At 75.1% G+C, this 18,148-nt stretch carries 14 protein-coding genes; 1 reads left to right on the forward strand and 13 read right to left on the reverse strand.

The window, feature by feature from the left end:
- Nucleotides 1–237: 237 nt before the first annotated feature.
- The 10 genes from ABEB16_RS12410 to ABEB16_RS12455 all read right to left on the reverse strand — a co-directional run bounded on the left by ABEB16_RS12410 (nt 238) and on the right by ABEB16_RS12455 (nt 12,813).
- Entirely contained in the window at nt 238–2,250 is a 2,013-nt protein-coding gene (locus ABEB16_RS12410) for an AAA family ATPase (RefSeq protein WP_345712558.1), read from the reverse strand.
- A 159-nt stretch (nt 2,251–2,409) separates the two neighbouring features.
- Nucleotides 2,410–3,354, reverse strand: coding sequence for an N-acetyl-1-D-myo-inositol-2-amino-2-deoxy-alpha-D-glucopyranoside deacetylase (gene mshB / locus ABEB16_RS12415; protein ID WP_345712570.1), 945 nt, complete (start codon nt 3,352–3,354; stop codon nt 2,410–2,412).
- Nucleotides 3,355–3,627: 273 nt separating this feature from the next.
- A complete protein-coding gene (gene typA, locus ABEB16_RS12420) occupies nt 3,628–5,547 on the reverse strand; it encodes a translational GTPase TypA (protein ID WP_345712559.1) in 1,920 nt (639 codons plus the stop codon).
- Nucleotides 5,544–6,005, reverse strand: coding sequence for a (deoxy)nucleoside triphosphate pyrophosphohydrolase (locus ABEB16_RS12425; protein ID WP_345712560.1), 462 nt, complete (start codon nt 6,003–6,005; stop codon nt 5,544–5,546). The genes typA and ABEB16_RS12425 overlap by 4 nt, the downstream gene beginning before the upstream one ends.
- Entirely contained in the window at nt 6,002–6,658 is a 657-nt protein-coding gene (locus ABEB16_RS12430; RefSeq protein ID WP_345712561.1) for a DUF305 domain-containing protein, read from the reverse strand. The genes ABEB16_RS12425 and ABEB16_RS12430 overlap by 4 nt, the downstream gene beginning before the upstream one ends.
- Nucleotides 6,658–7,344, reverse strand: coding sequence for a thioredoxin-like domain-containing protein (locus tag ABEB16_RS12435; protein ID WP_345712562.1), 687 nt, complete (start codon nt 7,342–7,344; stop codon nt 6,658–6,660). Before ABEB16_RS12435 ends, ABEB16_RS12430 begins: the two co-directional genes overlap by 1 nt.
- A 51-nt stretch (nt 7,345–7,395) precedes the next feature.
- The gene (locus tag ABEB16_RS12440; RefSeq protein WP_345712563.1) at nt 7,396–9,177 is read right to left on the reverse strand and encodes a dipeptide ABC transporter ATP-binding protein; all 1,782 of its coding nucleotides are present in this window, start codon (nt 9,175–9,177) and stop codon (nt 7,396–7,398) included.
- On the reverse strand, nt 9,174–10,133 hold the full coding sequence (locus ABEB16_RS12445; protein WP_345712564.1) for an ABC transporter permease: 960 nt from the start codon (nt 10,131–10,133) through the stop codon (nt 9,174–9,176). The genes ABEB16_RS12440 and ABEB16_RS12445 overlap by 4 nt, the downstream gene beginning before the upstream one ends.
- Nucleotides 10,126–11,052 (reverse strand): ABC transporter permease, encoded by a 927-nt coding sequence (locus ABEB16_RS12450; RefSeq protein ID WP_345712565.1) that lies wholly within the window; start codon nt 11,050–11,052, stop codon nt 10,126–10,128. The genes ABEB16_RS12445 and ABEB16_RS12450 overlap by 8 nt, the downstream gene beginning before the upstream one ends.
- Nucleotides 11,053–11,187: 135 nt before the next feature.
- Nucleotides 11,188–12,813, reverse strand: a complete 1,626-nt coding sequence (locus ABEB16_RS12455; RefSeq protein ID WP_345712571.1) for a peptide ABC transporter substrate-binding protein — start codon at nt 12,811–12,813, stop codon at nt 11,188–11,190.
- Between the two features lie 432 nt (nt 12,814–13,245).
- On the opposite strand from ABEB16_RS12455, the gene ABEB16_RS12460 reads away from it, so the two are divergent.
- Nucleotides 13,246–14,718, forward strand: coding sequence for a protein adenylyltransferase SelO (locus tag ABEB16_RS12460; RefSeq protein WP_345712566.1), 1,473 nt, complete (start codon nt 13,246–13,248; stop codon nt 14,716–14,718).
- A 12-nt stretch (nt 14,719–14,730) separates the two neighbouring features.
- Here the strand turns inward: ABEB16_RS12460 and ABEB16_RS12465 are convergent, their stop codons facing one another.
- The 3 genes from ABEB16_RS12465 to ABEB16_RS12475 form a co-directional block, all read right to left on the reverse strand.
- Nucleotides 14,731–16,596: an AMP-dependent synthetase/ligase gene (locus ABEB16_RS12465; RefSeq protein WP_345712567.1), complete on the reverse strand. Its 1,866-nt coding sequence runs from the start codon at nt 16,594–16,596 to the stop codon at nt 14,731–14,733.
- Nucleotides 16,597–16,747: 151 nt separating this feature from the next.
- The gene (locus ABEB16_RS12470) at nt 16,748–17,506 is read right to left on the reverse strand and encodes a TetR/AcrR family transcriptional regulator (RefSeq protein ID WP_345712568.1); all 759 of its coding nucleotides are present in this window, start codon (nt 17,504–17,506) and stop codon (nt 16,748–16,750) included.
- Between the two features lie 31 nt (nt 17,507–17,537).
- The gene (locus ABEB16_RS12475) at nt 17,538–18,089 is read right to left on the reverse strand and encodes a winged helix-turn-helix transcriptional regulator (RefSeq protein ID WP_345712569.1); all 552 of its coding nucleotides are present in this window, start codon (nt 18,087–18,089) and stop codon (nt 17,538–17,540) included.
- Between the last annotated feature and the right edge of the window lie 59 nt (nt 18,090–18,148).

Raw genomic sequence — 18,148 nt, forward strand, 5'->3', positions numbered from 1 at the left:
CGGCGGGCTGGGCCCGCGAGCGGCGGCTGCCCTCGACGTACCTGCAGGTGGCGGAGGACAACGCCCCCGCGCGCGCCCTCTACACCGGCGCCGGTTTCACCGTGCACTCCGGCTACCGCTACCGCGTGGCGCCCTGAGCACCTGCCGACCTGCACGCCCGCCCGTCTCCGGGTTCGGGCGCCTCGGCGCGTCCTGCTGGTCGCCCGGACCCGGAGATGGGGTCCCCGGGAGCGGCGCTCAGCGGTCGCGGCGCACCCGGAAGGGATCGCCGGAGGGGTCGCGCAGGTCGATCACCCGCGGCTCCGGCAGCGCCCCGGGCACCGGCCCGCCTGCCCCGCCGGCCGCCGCGTGCGCGTCCCGCGCCGCCTCCAGCACGTCGGTGATCTCCGAGCCGATGAGCTCGTGCCGCTGCAGGAGGGCGTCGCGCAGCGCCTCGACGAGGTGGCGGTTGCGCGAGAGCAGCTCGGTGACGGCCACCTTCTGCTCGGCGAGCAGCCCCTCCACGAGCCGGCGGCCCTCGGCGTCGCCCAGCACCCGGGAGACGAGGTTGCCCTCGGACAGCGCCGGGCCCTGCACCGCCGCGAAGGAGATGAGGGTGCCCGCCATGCCGGCGGCCCCCACCATCTGCGCGGCGGTGGCGGTGGCGTGCACGAGGTCACCGCTGGGGCCGGTGGAGACGTCGCCGACGAAGAGCTCCTCGGCGACCTGCCCGCCGAAGGCGATGCGGATCATGCCGCGCAGCTCCGAGCGCGAGCGGGTGTAGACGTCCTCGGCGTCACCGTGGGCGAGCAACCCGAGGGCGTCGGCGCGCTTGACGATCGTGAGGACCTCCAGCCGCCGCTGCGGGGCCTCCAGCCACGCCACGACGGCGTGCCCGGCCTCGTGGGTGGCGATGAGGCGCTCCTCGTGGGGGGTGTAGCCGACGGGCTGCCCGAGGCCGACCTCCGTGACGAGGCGGGCGTGCTCGAGGTCGGCCCACGACATGCCGGCCGCGCGGCGGCGCACCGCGTTGACGAGCGCCTCGTCGAGCAGGTTCTCGATCATCACGGGGCTGTAGCCGTTGGTGATGCCGGCCAGCGCGTCGCGGCGCTCGTCGGTGTCGAGCTGCGCCTCGTGGGCCTTGCGGGCGAGGAAGTGGTCGACGAGCTCGCGGCGGGCGGCCTTGTCGGGCATCCCGAAGCTGAGGCGGCGGTCGAAGCGACCGGGGCGCAGCAGCGCCGGGTCCAGGGAGTCGGCGCGGTTGGTGGCGGCGATGAGGAGGATCTCCACCGGCTCGGTGCGCGGGCGGGGCAGCTGCCGGGAGGCGGGCAGCAGCGCGTTGACGGCGTCGACGAGGCGCCCGTGCAGCTTCTCCCAGCCGGTGGGCTCGTCGAAGGACTGCATCTGCACGAGGAGCTCGTTGACGACGCCGCCGACGCCCTCGGAGCTGCTGAAGCGCGCCTGGCGCAGGCCCGCGCCGGTCGCGGGCGCCGCCCCGGCGTGCGGCAGCCCGGTGAGGCCGCCGCAGGACAGCACCGGGGCCACCGCGGGCAGCTCGGTGGCCGCCGCGGCCATCCCGCCGCGGGTGCCGGCGATGGCGTCGATCTCCTCGATGAACCCGATGGCCCCGCCCTCGGCGCGCGCGGCGCGGCGCAGGGCGCGGAAGTAGGCGCGGATCTTGCGGGCGGTCGCCCCGTACCACATGGACTGGAAGGAGGTGGCGGAGACGAACAGGAACGGCACCCCCGCCTCGGAGGCCATGGCCTTGGCCATGTGCGTCTTGCCGGTGCCGGGCGGGCCCTCGAAGAGCAGGCCGCGGCGGGGCCGGCCGCCCATCGTCGTGCGGAAGGTCCGCGCGGCGAGGAAGAGGTCGAGGCTGCGGGCCACGTCCTCCTTGATCGGGCCCAGGCCCTTGACGTCGTCCATCGTGACGTCGATCTGCTCGGGGCGGTAGACGACGTGCGGGGAGCGGCCCGACAGCAGGGTCTGGCCGAGCATGAGCACGATGAGCAGCAGGAAGAACGCGCCGCTCATGAGGTAGAGCGGGTCCACCGAGGGCAGGGCCGGCAGCGCGCTGCGGCCGGTGAGCAGCCGCCAGGACACGCTGCCGGCGAGCAGCAGGACCACCGCACCGAGGACGGCGAGCCGGCGCCGGCGTGCCGCCTCCCGGGCCCGGCCCACGTCGGAGGCCCGCCGGCCGGCGGGCAGGAGGCCGGCGGGCGGTGGGCCGGGGGCGGGCTCGGGGTTGTTGCTGGCCGGCGTGCGCGGCACGGGTGCTCCTCTCCTCGGCAGCCGCGCGGCGCTGCGCGCGACGAGCCCACCCTCGCCCCGCCGACACCGCCGGGCACAGCCGGAACACGCTGTGGAGTCGTTTCGGGTGACGGGCTTCACCCGTGCGGCGCAGCGGAGGGTGACCGCAGGGTCACCACCTCACCCGTGCGGCGGCGCGGCGTCCGGCGGGGCGATGCCGGCGAAGAGGTCGCTCTCGCGCCCGGCGGCGTCGAACGGCCCGGCGGGGACGCCCCGGACGAGCCGGTAGTGCTCGACCCCGGACAGCGGCTGCGCGACGTGGTTGCTCAGGCGCAGGACCGGCCCGGCGGTGGTGGCCTCCACGACGACCTGCGTGGCGTGGGCGCGCAGCGCGGCGGCCTTGGCGTCGAGGTGCTCGCGGGCGTCGACGCTCGTCGTGACGTCGGCGGCCGGCACCGCGACGGTGGGCAGCGGGCCGTCGGGGTCGGGGACGTCGGCCACGCCGGCCGCGCGCAACCGCGCCAGCGCCGCGCGCAGCTCGTCGGCCGGCTGCACCGTCCAGTAGACCTTGGCGACCTCCCAGGGCGGGGCGCCGTCCTCGCGGGGGGCGGCGGCCAGCTCGACGGCGCGGGTGGTGATCTCGTGGACCCGCACGTGGTCGGGGTGGCCGTAGCCACCGCCGGGCTCGTAGGTGACGACGACCTGCGGGCGCACCTCGCGCAGCACGTCGGCGAGCTCGGCGGCCGGCACCCCCGGGTCGGCGGCGAGCAGGGAGCGGGGGTCGACGTCCTCCCCCGCCGCGGCACGCCCGGGGGCGGCCCAGACCATGCCGGAGTCGCGGTAGCCGGTGCCCGTGCCGAGGAAGCGGTGGTCGGTGACGCCGAGGGCCTCCATCGCGGCGGCCAGCTCCTGCACCCGGTGGGCGCCGAGCGCGTCGGGGTCGGCGGCCAGGTGCGCGAGCTCCGCCGGGATGACCTCGCCCAGCTCGCCGCGGGTGGCGGTGACGAGGGTGACGGCGGCCCCGGCGGCGGCGTAGCGGGCCATGGTGGCGCCGTTGCCGATCGACTCGTCGTCGGGGTGGGCGTGCACGAGCAGCAGCCGGCGCGGGGAGTCGAGGTGCTCCATCGCGACCAGCTCGGCGGGGTCCAGCTCCCGGGCGGCGTCCTCGACGAGGTCGGCGGCCTCCTCGAGCACGCCGGTGGCGTCGGCGGTGGCCGCGCCCGCGGGCGCCTCGGGGTCGTGGGGTGCGGGCTCGTCGGGGGAGGTCGTCACGGCCGGGCAGTCTGCCAGCCGGGACGGCGCGAGGCGCTCCGCCGGGCGGGACGACGCCGGGCCGCCCGCACCGGGTGCGAGCGGCCCGGCGTCGCGCGCGGGGCGTGGTGTGCTGGTGCGGGGTCGTCAGCTCCGCTTGGCGCGGGCCGTGGCGCGGGCGCGCTGGGTCTGGTCCAGCTCCACCTTGCGGATGCGCACCGCCTCCGGGGTGACCTCCACGCACTCGTCCTCGCGGCAGAACTCCAGCGCCTGCTCCAGGGACAGCTTGCGCGGCGGCACGAGCCGCTCCAGCTCGTCACCGGTGGAGGAGCGCATGTTGGTGAGCTTCTTCTCCTTGGTGATGTTGACGTCCATGTCGTCGGCGCGGGAATTCTCGCCCACGATCATGCCCTCGTACACCTCGGTGGTGGGCTCGATGAACATCTGCCCGCGCTCCTGCAGGTTCGTCATCGCGAACGCGGTGGCCGCGCCGGCCCGGTCGGCGACCAGCGATCCGGAGGCGCGGGTGCGCAGCTCCCCCACCCAGGGGCCGTAGTGGTCGAAGACGTGGTGCGCGATGCCGGTGCCGCGGGTCTCGGTGAGGAACTCGGTGCGGAACCCGATGAGGCCGCGGGAGGGCACGACGAACTCCATGCGGACCCAGCCGGTGCCGTGGTTCGACATGTTCTCCATGCGGCCCTTGCGGACGGCGAGCAGCTGGGTGATCGCGCCGAGGTACTCCTCCGGGGAGTCGATGGTGAGGCGCTCGAAGGGCTCGGTGACCTTGCCGTTCTCGTCCAGGCGCGTGACGACCTGCGGCTTGCCGACGGTGAGCTCGTAGCCCTCCCGGCGCATCTGCTCCACGAGGATGGCCAGCGCCAGCTCGCCGCGGCCCTGCACCTCCCACGCGTCGGGGCGCTCGGTGGGCACCACGCGCACGGACACGTTGCCGACGAGCTCGCGCTCCAGCCGGTCCAGCACCTGCCGCGCGGTGACCTTGGCGCCCTTGACCCGGCCGGCCATGGGGGAGGTGTTGGTGCCGATGGTCATGGAGATCGCCGGCTCGTCGACGGTGATCAGCGGCAGGGGCCGCGGGTCCTCGGGGTCGGCCAGCGTCTCGCCGATGGTGATCTCCGGGATGCCCGCGACGGCGACGATGTCACCCGGGCCGGCGGACTCCCCCGGCACCCGCTGCAGGGCCTCGGTGACGAGCAGCTCGGTGATCTTGACGCGCTCGACGGTGCCGTCGTGCTTGCACCAGGCGACCTGCTGGCCCTTGACGAGGCGGCCGTTGTGGATGCGGCACAGCGCCAGGCGGCCGAGGAAGGGGGAGGCGTCGAGGTTGGTGACGTGCGCCTGCAGCGGCACCGCCGGGTCGTAGTGCGGTGCCGGGACGGCCGACAGGATGGTCTGGAACAGCGGGACGAGGTCCTCGGAGTCCGGCAGGCCCCCGTCGGCGGGGCGGTTCAGCGAGGCGCGGCCGTTCTTGGCGGAGGCGTAGACCACGGGCACGTCCAGCAGCGACTCCGGGTCCAGGCCCGCGGCGTCGTCGGCCACGTCGATGAGCAGGTCGTAGGTCTCGTTGACGACGGCCTCGATGCGCGCGTCGGGGCGGTCGACCTTGTTGACGACGACCACGACGGGCAGCCCCGCCTGCAGCGCCTTGCGCAGCACGAAGCGGGTCTGCGGCAGCGGGCCCTCGCTGGCGTCGACGAGCAGCACGACGCCGTCGACCATGGACAGGCCGCGCTCGACCTCGCCGCCGAAGTCGGCGTGGCCGGGGGTGTCGATGATGTTGATGGTCATGCCGCCGGCGGGCGCGCCGGGGCCGGCGTAGTGGACCGCGGTGTTCTTCGCGAGGATGGTGATGCCCTTCTCGCGCTCGAGGTCACCGGAGTCCATGACGCGGTCGGCGACGTCGGCGTTGGCCCGGAAGGCCCCGGACTGCCAGAGCATCGCGTCGACGAGGGTCGTCTTGCCGTGGTCGACGTGGGCGACGATGGCGACGTTGCGCAGGTCCTCGCGGACGGCCGTGCCGGCGGGGGTGGCGGTGGGGGCAGTGGTCACGGTGTCCCATCCTCGCACCCGCGGGGCCCCGGCAGCGCCGCGAGCAGCCCCCGCACCACCGGCAGGTCCCCGGCGAGCCAGTCCACGCCCTCCCAGCCCCCCTCGCCCAGCCAGCGCAGCTCGTCGTGGTCCTCCAGCGGCTCGGGCCACCCGGCGCTGACGCGGGCCCACCAGACGCGCATGACGAGCGCCGGCGACAGCGGCCAGCCCTCGGGGTCGGCGGCGGGCAGCTCGGCGCCGACCTCGACCTCCACGCCGAGCTCCTCCCGCAGCTCCCGGCGCAGCGCCTGGACGGGCCGCTCCCCCGGCTCGGCCTTGCCGCCGGGCAGCTCCCAGCGCCCGGCGAGGGCGGCGGGGCGGTGCCGGCGGGCGGCGAGCAGCAGCCGGGGGCGGGCGAGGTCGTCGAGGAGGGCGCCGGCCACGACGAGGCGGCGGGTCCCCGGCGCCGGGGCGCTCACCCGGCGGCCAGGGGTTCGCCGCCGCGGGCGCGCAGCAGGAGCGCCATCTGCTCGGACTCCACCTGCTGGCCGGTGACCATGGCGCCGGCCAGCGCGCGCACCTGGGGGGTGGTGGCGTGGTCGCGGGCGTGGGCGGCCATCTCCGCAGCCCCGCCGTGGTGGCGGATCATCAGCTGCAGGAAGCGCACCTCAAAGGCCTGCCCGGTGAGGGCGTCCAGCTCCGCCAGCTCGGCGGCGCTCGCCATCCCGGGCATCGCGCCGGTGCCGTCGCCGGTGCCGTCGCCGGACCCCTGCCCGGTGGTGCCGTGGCCCCCCTCGTGGGCCGCGGACATCCACAGCATCGGCGGGCCGGTGCTGGCCACCGGGCGGTCCCACCCGATGAGCAGCGCCTGCATGCGCCCGATCTGGTTCTGCTGGGTGAGCAGGACGTCCATCGCGAGCGTGGCGACCTCCTCGCCGGTGTCGTGGCGCAGCGCCGTGGTGGCCATCGCGACGGCCTGGGCGTGGTGGTTGGCCATGTCGCGGCAGAACCCGACGTCGACGGAGGTCTCCTCCGGCGCGGTCGGCAGGGCGCGCCCGAGCAGGACACCACCGCCGAGGGCGAGGACCGGCAGGGCGAGGAGCACGGCCCGCCGGGCGGGGGTGGCGCTCATCAGCCCGTGGGGGTGCCGACCTCGGTGCCGGAGCAGGACGCGCCCGGCTCGGGGGTCTGGGCGCCCTGGACGTACTCGCGCAGGAAGGCGCCCAGCCGCGCGTCGCCGGCGTCGTCCACCTGCAGCTGGTGGTTCCACGCGCTGGCCACGACGGGCGAGGGCAGGCCCTCGTAGGGGCTGAGGACGACGTAGCTCTGGTCGGCCACCAGCGTCTTCAGCTCCGCGACCTGCTCGGCGGGCAGGTCCGGCCGGTAGGTGATCCACACCGCGCCGTGCTCCATGCTGTGCACGGCGTTCTCGTCGGGCACCGGGGCGTCGTAGATGCCGCAGTTGAGCCACACGGAGTTGTGCGGGCCGCCGACCGGCGGGCTCTCCGCGTAGGTGATCGCACCCTCCTGGTGCACCGACCCCTCGTAGGCGTAGGTCTTCACCGCGTCCAGGCTGGGCGGCTCGGGCCGGGTGAGGATGACGGCGGCGGTCCCGCCGGCGAGGGCGAGGACCACGGCGACGACCGCGGCGATGACGCCGAGGCGGCGCCTGCCCTCGGAGCGGCGCTGCTGCTTCTGCATCGCCGCGACCCGTGCGGCGCGCCGGGCCCTGGCCTCCTCGGTGCCCGAGCGGTCCCGGTCGCCGCCCGCGGCCCCGTCCCCGTCCGTCGTCGCCGGCATGTCGTGCTGCGCCTCCACCCGTGCTCCACCCCTGTCCACCGTCGCTGAACCCTCCCAGCGTCGCACGCCTCAGGTGCCCAGCGGGATCGTGCCCCCCGGGATCGCCTCCAGGAGTTGGCGGGTGTACTCCTGCGCCGGGGCGTCGAAGACGGCGTCGGTCGGGGCGGCCTCCACCAGCCGGCCCCGCTGCATGACGCACACGTGGTCGGCGATCTCGCGGACCACCCCGAGGTCGTGGGTGATGAAGAGGTACGTCAGGCCCAGCTCGGCCTGCAGGTCGCCCAGCAGGGTGAGGATCTGCGCCTGCACGAGCACGTCGAGCGCGGAGACCGCCTCGTCGCAGACCAGCACCTCCGGCTGCAGGGCCAGCGCGCGGGCGATGGCCACGCGCTGGCGCTGCCCGCCGGAGAGCTCGTTGGGGAAGCGGCGCAGCACGCTGGCGGGCAGCGCCACCTTGTCCAGCAGGTCGCGCACCCGCGCCTCGCGCGAGGCGCGGTCCCCGACGCGGTGCACGCGCAGCGGCTCCTCGACGCAGCGGTAGATGCTGAAGGTCGGGTCCAGCGAGCCGTAGGGGTTCTGGAACACCGGCTGCACGCGGCGGCGGAAGTCGAACTGCTGCCTGCGGTCGAGGGCGGTGAGGTCGACCCCGTCGAAGAGGACGCGCCCGGAGGTGGGCGCCAGCAGGTTGAGCACCATCTGCGCGACGGTGGACTTGCCGGAGCCGGACTCCCCCACGACGGCGGTGGTGGTGCCGCGCCGGACGCCGAAGCTGACGTCGTCGACGGCCTTGAGCTGCTCCCCGCGGGGGCCGGCCCCGCGCAGGGTGAACACCTTCGTCAGGTGCTCCACGCGGATGACGTCGTGGCCGGTGTCCACGACCTCGGGCACGGGCACCGCGGTGGCGGTGACGACCTCGGCGTGGGCCCGCTCGGCCACCTCCTCGGCGCGCTCGACGACCTGCGCGCGGGTCTCGGTGGAGCGGGTGCGCCGTGACGACAGGGACGGCGCGGCGGTGACGAGGCGGCGGGTGTAGGGGTGCTGGGGGTCCTGCAGGACCTGCAGCGCGGGACCGGACTCCACGACCTGGCCCTTGTACATGACGACGAGGTGCTCGGCGCGCTCGGCGGCCAGCCCGAGGTCGTGGGTGATGAGCAGCACGGCGGTGCCGAGCTCGCTCGTCAGGGAGTCGAGGTGGTCGAGGATCTGCCGCTGCACCGTCACGTCGAGGGCGGAGGTCGGCTCGTCGGCGATGAGCAGCCGGGGCCGGGCCGCCAGCCCGATGGCGATGAGGGTGCGCTGGCGCATGCCGCCGGAGAACTCGTGCGGGAACTGCTTGGCCCGCCGCTCGGCGTCGCCGAGGCCGGCCTCGGCGAGCAGTTCCGCGGCGCGGCGCCTGGCCTGCGCGCCCCGGGCGATGCCGTTGACGGCGAGGGCCTCGCGCACCTGGTAGCCGATGGTCCACACGGGGTTGAGGTTGGACATCGGGTCCTGCGGGACCAGCCCGATGGAGCTGCCGCGCAGCTGCTGCATCTCCTTGGCGCCGGCCCGGGTGATGTCGCGGCCCTCGAAGAGGATCTGCCCGCCGGTGACCCGGCCGCTGCCCGGCAGCAACCCGATGACCGCGGCCGCCGACGTCGACTTGCCGGAGCCGGACTCACCGACGACGGCGACGGTCTGGCCGGGGTAGACGGTGAGGTCGACGCCGCGCACGGCGGGCACGTCGCGGCCGCCGGAGCGGAACGCGACGTGCAGGTCGCGCACCTGCAGCAGCGGCTGCACCGGGGCGGGACCGGACGGGGCGGGACCGGGCGCACCCGAGGGGGCGGGGCCGGCGGGGGGCAGCGGGCTCATCGGGCGCGGCCCTTCGGGTCCAGGGCGTCGCGCACGGCGTCGCCGAGCATGATGAAGCTGAGCACGGTGAGGGACAGCGCCCCGGCGGGGTACAGCAGCACCGCCGGCTGGGTGCGCAGCGAGCGCTGCGCCTGGCTGATGTCGCCGCCCCAGGAGACGGTCGTGGGCGGCAGGCCGATCCCGAGGAACGACAAGGTGGCCTCGGTGGCGATGAAGATGCCCAGGGAGATCGTCGCGATGACGATGACCGGGCCGAGCGCGTTGGGCACGGCGTGGCGCAGCAGCGTCGAGCGCGACGAGGCCCCCAGCGCGCGGGAGGCGGTGATGAACTCCGCCTGGCGCACCGACAGCACGGCGCCGCGCATGATCCGCGCCACCTGCGGCCAGCCGAAGACGACCAGCGCCACCGCCACGGTGAGCGGGGTGCGCTCGCTGACGGACTGCATGACGACGATCGAGCCGAGCACCAGCGGGATGGCGAAGAAGACGTCCGCCACGCGGGAGAGCACCGCGTCGATCCAGCCGCCGTAGAAGCCGGCCAGCGCCCCGACGGTCCCCCCGACGAGGACCACGCCGAGGGTGGTGAAGATGCCGACCAGCACGGAGGCGCGGGCACCGTGGACGACGCGGGCGTAGACGTCGCAGCCCTGCAGGTCGAAGCCGAAGGGGTGCCCGGCGCGACCGGCGGCGAGGGAGTCGGCCAGGTTGCAGGAGCGCGGCTCCTGGGAGGTGAACAGCTGCGGGAAGAGCGAGACGGCGACGATCAGCAGGATCAGCAGCGCCGAGACGAGGAACAGCGGCCGTCGGCGCAGCTGGTGCCAGGCGTCGACCCACAGGCTGGTCGGTGGCGCGGACTCGTCGAGCCGGTCGGTCGTCTGCAGGGGCGTCCCGGCGACGTCGGCGACGAAGTGCTCCTGCCCGGGCAGCGGGGGGCGGGGCCGCGACGGCTCATGCATAGCGGATCCTGGGGTCGAGGACGGCGTAGAGCAGGTCCACCACGAGGTTGGACAGCAGGTAGACCATGACGAGCACGGTGACGAAGGAGACGACGGTCGATCCCTCGGTGCGGATGATCGCCTGGTAGAGCGTCCCGCCGACGCCGCGGACGTTGAAGATGCCCTCGGTGACGATCGCGCCGGCCATCAGCGTGCCCAGGTCGGTCCCGAGGAACGTGACGACGGGGATGAGGGAGTTGCGCAGCACGTGCACCCCGACGACCCGGGGCCGCGAGAGCCCCTTGGCGGTCGCGGTGCGCACGTGGTCGGCGGTGAGGTTCTCCGCGACCGAGTTGCGGGTGAGCCGCAGCACGTAGGCGAAGGACGTGGAGCCGAGCACGAGGCCGGGCAGCAGCAGGTCGCCCCAGCTCTGGTCGGCGCCGACGGTGGGGCTCAGCAGCCCGAGCTCCAGGCCGATGACGAACTGGGCGACGAAGCCGATGACGAAGATCGGGACGGCGATGACGACGAGGCTCACCACGAGGACGGTGGAGTCGAAGACCCCGCCGCGGCGCAGCCCCGCCAGCAGCCCGGCACCGATGCCGAGGACGGCTTCGACGGTGAGGGCGATGAGCGCCAGGCGCGCGGTGACGGGGAAGGCCTGCTGCATGACCTCCAGCACGGGGCGGCCGGAGAAGGAGGTGCCGAAGTCCAGCGTCAGCACGCCCTTGAGGTAGAGCAGGTACTGCACGACGAACGGCTCGTCGAGGTTGTACTGCTCCCTGATGCGGGCGGCGACACCGGGGCTCACCGCCCGGTCGCCGAACAGCGCCGCCACCGGGTCACCGGGCAGCAGGAACACCATCGAGTAGATCAGCAGCGTGGCGCCGAGGAACACCGGCACCATCTGCAGCAGGCGGCGTCCGACGTACCAGACCATTCCGCGCGCCTCCTCCGGGACGACTCGTGCACCGCGGCGGAGGGCGGGATCGGCGTCCGCGCGCGGTGAGCTCTCGACGTGCGTGCGCGGGGCGGGGCACCGGCAGTGCCCCGCCCCGCGCGGGCGGTCAGCGCATCACTCCTTGGTGATGGCGTAGTACAGCGGCTGGCTGTTCCAGCCGTACTGCACGTTCGACACGGTCTCGGCCGAGCCCGCGGAGACGTTCTGGTACCACAGCGAGATGTTCGGCAGGTCCTGGAAGAGGATGGTCTGCGCCTGGAGCAGCAGCGCGTTGGCCTGCTCCCGGTCCGCGGTACCCGCCGCCTGCGTGATCAGCGCGTCGAACGCCGGGTTGGAGTAGTCACCGTCGTTGGAGCTGCCGCCGGTCTGGTAGTTCGGGCCGAGGAAGTTCTGCAGGCTGGGGTAGTCGCCCTGCCAGCCGGAGCGGAAGGCGGCCGCGACGGTGCCACCGGTGATCTCCGCGCGCAGCTGGCCGAAGGTCGGGTACGGCTTGCCCTCGGCCTCGATGCCCAGCGTCTGCCGGATGTTGTTGCTCACCGCGTCCACCCAGCCCTGGTGCGGGCCGTCGGAGTTGTAGGCGATCTGGAAGGTGCCGCTCCACGGCGCGATGGCGTCCGCCTCCGCCCACAGCTGCTTGGCCCTGTCCGGGTCGTACGCCTGCACCTCGTTGCCGGGGACGTCCTCGCTGTACCCCTCCAGCACCGGGGAGGTGAAGTCGGTGGCGGGGGTGCGGGTGCCCTGGAAGATCGCCTCGGTGATCGTCTCGCGGTCGATGGCGTGGGAGATCGCGGCGCGGCGCAGCCTGCCCTCCTCGCCGGTGAAGTGCGGCAGGTCCATCGGGATGGTGAAGGTCTGGATGATGGCGGCTGGCTCGTTCACCGCCCGGTCGCCGAGGTCGGCCTCGTAGGTCGCCAGCGCCGAGTCCGGGATCTGGTCGATCACGTCGAGGGCACCGGCCTGCAGGTCGGTGTAGGCGGCGTCGTCGTCGGCGTAGAAGACGAACGACAGGCCGTCGTTCTGCGCCTTGCGCGGGCCGGTGTAGCTGTCGTTGGGCACGAGGTCGATGCGCGTGTCGTGCTGCCAGGCGCCCTCGCCGGCCAGCTCGTACGGGCCGTTGCCGACCGGGTTCTCGCCGAAGGCCTCGATGTCGGCGTAGGCCGACTCCGGCAGCGGGTAGAAGGCCGAGTAGCCCAGCCGCAGCGGGAAGTCGGACTCCGGCTGCTTCAGCGCCACCGTGAAGGTGGTCTCGTCGACCACCGCCAGGCCGGACATCTCCGTCAGGGTCGAGCCCTCGGCGCTGACCTCGTCGTAGCCGGCGATGGGCTCGAAGAAGGAGCTGGACAGCTGCGCGTTGACCGCCGCGGCGCCGAAGTTCCAGGCGTCGACGAAGGACTGCGCCGTGACGGGGGTGCCGTCGGAGAAGGTCTGCCCCGGCTTGATCGTGATGGTGTAGTTCTGCGAGTCGGTCGTCTCGATGGACTCGGCCAGGTCGTTCGACGCGGTGCCGTCGGCCTCGTAGTAGACGAGCCCGGCGTAGATGGAGTCGACGATGCGCCCGCCGCCGACCTCGTTGGTGTTGGCCGGCAGGAGCGGGTTCTGCGGCTCGGTGCCGTTGGCGAGCACCACGCCGCCGGAGGAGGTCGACTCGTCGTCCGCCCCCTGGTCGTCGGAGTTCCCGCTGCAGCCGGCCAGCGCCAGCGACGCGGCGGCCACGATCGCCAGGCCGCGCACCCCCCGCACCCGGCCGCGCCGGCGCACCGGGGCGTCCTCGGCCGGTGTGACGTCCGCGGGGTCCCCCGCGTCGCGCCTGAAGATGTTCACCACAGGACTCCTCTTCATGAGCACGGCCGGCGAGCACGGTGCCCAGGGCCGGGTACGTCAGGCAGACAAGTTGTCCAACTCACAGGTCGACGAGGACGCTAACACCTCATCACGCACTTCTCGTTCACCATCGGCCCCATGGTCGGGCACGCGGGGCCGAACGGCACGGGGAGGTCATCGCGCCCACACGAACGGTGATGGGACCGTGACCACATCGTTGCGCCGGACCGGCCCCCGATCACCCGGGGTCCGCGGGCGGCGATGCGCCCGCGAGCGCGGTGGGGGCACGGCCGGGCCACCCCGTGACGTCGCGGCCGTGCGGCGGTGCGGCACGCGGGTAGCCTCGACGGGGTGAGCGTCGCCCTCCCGCCCGCCGTGGCCCTCGACGACCGCTTCGCGCGCGAGCTGCCCGAGATGGCCGTCCCGTGGCAGGCGTGGGAGGCCCCCGAGCCGCGGCTGCTCGCGCTCGACGAGCCGCTGGCCGCCGAGCTCGGGCTGGACGCCGGCTGGCTGCGCAGCCCCGAGGGGGTGCGGTTCCTGCTGGGCACCGCGGTCCCCGCCGGGGCCACCCCGGTGGCGCAGGCCTACGCCGGGCACCAGTTCGGGCAGTTCGTCCCGCGGCTCGGGGACGGTCGCGCGCTGCTGCTCGGCGAGCTGACCGACACCGGCGGCCGGCTGCGGGACCTGCACCTGAAGGGGTCCGGGCGCACGCCGTTCGCCCGCGGCGGCGACGGCCTGGCCGCCGTCGGCCCGATGCTGCGGGAGTTCGTCGTGAGCGCCGGGATGCACGCCCTGGGCATCCCCACCACCCGCGCCCTGGCGGTGGTGGCGACCGGTCGCACGGTGCACCGCGAGACCCCGCTGCCGGGGGCGGTGCTGGCCCGCGTCGCGAGCAGCCACCTGCGCGTCGGGAGCTTCCAGTACGCCCGCCTCACCGGCGACGCGGACCTGCTGCGCCGCCTGGCCGACCACGCCGTCGCCCGCCACCACCCGGAGGCCGCGGCGGCCGGGCACCCGCACCTGGCCCTGTTCGAGGCGGTGGTCGCCGCGCAGGCCTCGCTCGTGGCCCGGTGGGCGCTGGTCGGGTTCGTCCACGGGGTCCTCAACACGGACAACACGACGATCTCCGGTGAGACCATCGACTACGGCCCCTGCGCCTTCCTCGACGCCCACGACCCGGCCGCCGTCTTCAGCTCCATCGACACCGCGGGGCGCTACGCCTTCGGCAACCAGCCGGCCGCCGTGCAGTGGAACCTCGCCCGGCTCGCCGAGGCGCTGCTGCCGCTGCTGCACGAGGAGGAGGAGCGGGCGATCGAGCTCGCCACCGAGGTCCTCGGCACCTTCCGCGGCCGGTTCACCGCGGCGTGGTCGGCCGGGATGCGCGACAAGCTCGGGCTGCCCGAAGTCGTGGACCGCGCGGTCCTGGACCCGCTCGTCGACGACCTGCTCGCCCTGCTGCGGACCGGCCGCGTCGACCACACCTCGTTCTTCCGCACCCTCGCGCGGGCGGCCCGCGGTGACGCCGAACCGGTGCGCCGCTCCTTCACCGACCCCCTGACGGCGGTCGGGTTCGACGGCTGGCTGGCGCGCTGGCGCGCCCTGGGGCCGGACGCCGACGCGATGGACCGGGTCAACCCCGTCCACGTCCCCCGCAACCACCTCGTCGAGGAGGCCCTCGTCGCGGCGACCTGCGGGGACCTCGCCCCGCTGGAGCGGTTGCTGGAGGCCGTGCGGACCCCGCACGAGGAGCGGCCCGGCCTGGAGCGCTACGCGCAGCCGGCGCCTGCGGGGTTCGGCCCCTACCGGACGTTCTGCGGCACCTGAGGCGCTGCCACCTCAGGCGCTGCCACCTCCGGCGTAGATCGCCTCGACGTCGGCGGCGAAGCGGCGCAGCGCCTCGGCCCGGCGCATCTTGAGGCTGGGGGTGAGGCAGTCGTTGTCCACGGTGAAGTCCTCGGCCAGGACGCGGAACGCCCGGATGGACTCGGCCCGGCTGACGAGCTCGTTGGCGGAGTCCACGGCCCGCTGCAGCTCCGCCCGCACGAGCGGGTGGTCGACGGCCGCCGCGGGGGTGAGGCCGGGTGCGCCGTGGTTGCGGCCCCACACCTCGAGCGCGTCGGCGTCGAGGGTGACGAGGCAGCCGACGAAGGGCCGGGCGTCACCGACGACGAGGCACTGCGACACGAGGGGGTGGGCGCGCAGCCGGTCCTCCAGCGGGGCGGGCGCGACGTTCTTGCCGGCCGCGGTGACGAGGATCTCCTTCTTGCGCCCGGTGATCCGCAGGTGCCCGGTCTCCTCCAGCTCGCCGATGTCACCGGTGCGGAACCACCCGTCGGCGAACACCGCCGCGGTCTCCTCCTCGCGCCCGAGGTACTCGCGGAACACCCCGATGCCCCGGCAGAGGATCTCCCCGTCCTCGGCGATCGCCACCTCGGTGCCGGGCATCGGCAGCCCGACGGTGCCGATGCGCTGGCTGCCGGGGCGGTTCACGCAGGCCGGGGCCGCGGTCTCGGTGAGGCCCCAGCCCTCCAGGACGGTCACGCCGACACCGCGGAAGAAGTGCCCCAGGTGCTCCCCCAGCGACGCCCCGCCGGAGACGGCGTGCGCGAGGCGCCCGCCCATCGCGTCGCGCAGCTTCGCGTAGACGAGGCGGTCGAAGACGGCGTGCCGCACCCGCAGCAGCACACCGGGGCCACCGGCGTCCAGCGCGCGGGAGTACGCGACCGCGGTGGCCTCGGCGCGGGTGAACACGGCCGCGCGGAACCGGCCGGCCGCCGCGGCCTTCTGCTGCGCCCCGGCGTGGACCTTGTGGAACACGCGGGGCACGGCGAGCACGAACGTAGGCCGGAAGCCCTGCAGGTCGGCGGCCAGCTGCCTGGTGTCCGGCGCGAAACCCATCGGGATCCGCGAGCTGAGGCAGAGGACCTCCACGAACCGCGCCAGCACGTGGGCCAGCGGGATGAACAGCAGCGTCGAGGCACCGGGGGCACCGAGGACCTCCGGCAGGGCGGCGCGCGAGTTGCGGGCCAGGTCGAGGAAGTTGCCGTGGGTGAGCACGCAGCCCTTGGGGCGGCCGGTGGAGCCGGAGGTGTAGACGATCGTCGCCGTCGAGGTCGGCCCCGCGCTCGTGCGGGCGGCCTCCAGGGCGTCGTCGCCGACGTCGCGGCCGGCGGCGGCCAACTCCTCCAGGCCGCCGTCCTCGATGGTCCACGTCCGCCGCAGGGCGGGCAGCCCGGCCCGGACGGCGGCGACGGTGGCGGCGTGCGCGGCGGTCTCCACCACGCAGCCGACGGCGCCGGAGTCGGAGAGGATCCAGGTGATCTGCTCGGCCGAGGACGTCTCGTACACCGGCACGCCCACGGCACCGGCGAACCAGCAGGCCGCGTCGACGACGGTCCACTCGTAGCGGGTGCGCGACATGATCCCCACCCGGTCGCCCGGGCGGACCCCCGCGGCGAGCAGGCCCTTGGCCACCGCGCGCACGGTGGCGCAGAACTGCTCGGCGGAGACGTCGGCCCACCGGCCGTCGGCGGTCTTGTGGCTCAGGCACGTGGCGGCGGGGTCCTGGCGGGCCCAGTCGAGCACGCAGTCGCTGAGGTTGCCCTCCAGCGCCGGGGGCACCAGCGCGGGCTGGCCGGCGGTCCGCAGGGCGCCGCCCGGCGTGTCGGTGGTCGGTGACGTCGAGACGTCGGCAGGCGTCATCGGCTGCTCCTCGTTCCGTCCCGCGCGGTCCGCACCCGCCACCGCCGGCGGGGCGCGGACCAACGGGGTAACACTGGTTACGCCGATGATGTGCCCGCCCGGCCGCGGGGTCAAGCGACCCCGCGGCCGGGCGGGGCCACCCGGGGGACGCTCAGCGCCCGCCCCCGCCCGGCCCGTCTCCCGGCCCGTCTCCCAGCCCGTCGTCGCGGCCGTCGCCCGGCCCGCTCGACCCGGTCATCGCCGCCAGCCAGCCGGCCAGCTCGGGCAGCAGCGCGGGCAGGTCGGGGGCGTCGTCGTCGAGGGCGTCGCAGGTGATCTGCCGGACCGCGTACACCGCGCCGACGTGGGCGCTGAGGGGGACCCGGCCCCCACCGGGCAGCCCCTCCCGCCTGCGGTGCAGCAGGAGCGCCAGCCGCAGGGCGGCCTCGCGGCGCCGCCGGCGCGCCGGGCGGCCCAGGGCGTCGGTCTCCACCAGGAAGGCGCGGGCGGTCACGAGGTCCCGCTGCAGCAGGCCGAGGTAGGACCGCAGCAGACCGGTGACGCAGGCCGGCCAGTCGCGCCCTCCGGGTGCGGCGGCGAGGGTGTCGCCCAGGACGGCGATGAAGCGGTCGTGGGCGGCGGAGATGCACTCGTCCTTGTCCGCGAAGCACTCGTAGAACGCCGCCCGCGAGACGGCGGCCCGCGCGCAGATCTCCCGCACCCCGGTGCCGCGGTAGCCGCCGGCGGCCATGAGCTCCGTGGCGGCGATCATCATGCGCTCCCGCTGCGCCGCGGCCACCTGCGCCGGGTCCAGGTCGTGGCGGCCGCGGGGCAGGGCGGGCGGGCGGGCGAAGAACACCCGGTCGGCGATCCGGTCGGTGGTCCGGTCGCCGGGAGGGGAGGCGGCCTCGGGGGCGGCGGCGGTGCGCACGGACCCATCGTGCTCGGCCGGCGGCGGGCTGTCAGGCGGGGGCGGTGCGGGTCGGCGGGTCGGCGGGCGGCGCCGCGCCGTCGTCCGCACCACCCGCCACGACCCGGCCGAGGAGCGCGGTGCCCGGTGCCTCGCGCCCACCCGGACCGGGCGTGCAGCGCACCTGCCCGGCCTCCAGCGGCTGCCCGCACCCGGAGCAGCAGACGGTGGCGCGCGTCTCGGCACCGCAGGCGGTGTGCCGCACGCGCAGCGGCGGACCGCCCTCGGGGGTGGCCCACCGGTCGCCCCACGCGGTGAGGGCCAGCAGCACGGGGACCAGGTCGCGGCCGGCCTCCGTCAGCACGTAGCGGTGGCGCACGGGGTGCTCCTGGTACGCCTCGCGGGCCACCACGCCGCCCGCGACGAGCGCGTCCAGCCGCGCCGCGAGCAGGTTGCGGGAGATGCCGAGGTCGGCGACCAGCTGGTCGAAGCGGTCGAGCCCCAGGTACAGGTCGCGCAGGACCAGCGGGCTCCACCAGTCGCCGACGACCTCCAGCGTCCGGGCGAGGGAGCAGTGCATGGCGGCGAAGCTGGTCTGGCGCACCCGGCCACCCTAGGGGGTTGCACCATTGAACCCACCCTGCGAGCCTCGTCCGACCGGGC

Origin of the sequence: Kineococcus glutinatus (assembly GCF_039542765.1) — a bacterium.
In the GTDB taxonomy this organism is placed as follows: domain Bacteria; phylum Actinomycetota; class Actinomycetes; order Actinomycetales; family Kineococcaceae; genus Kineococcus_A; species Kineococcus_A glutinatus.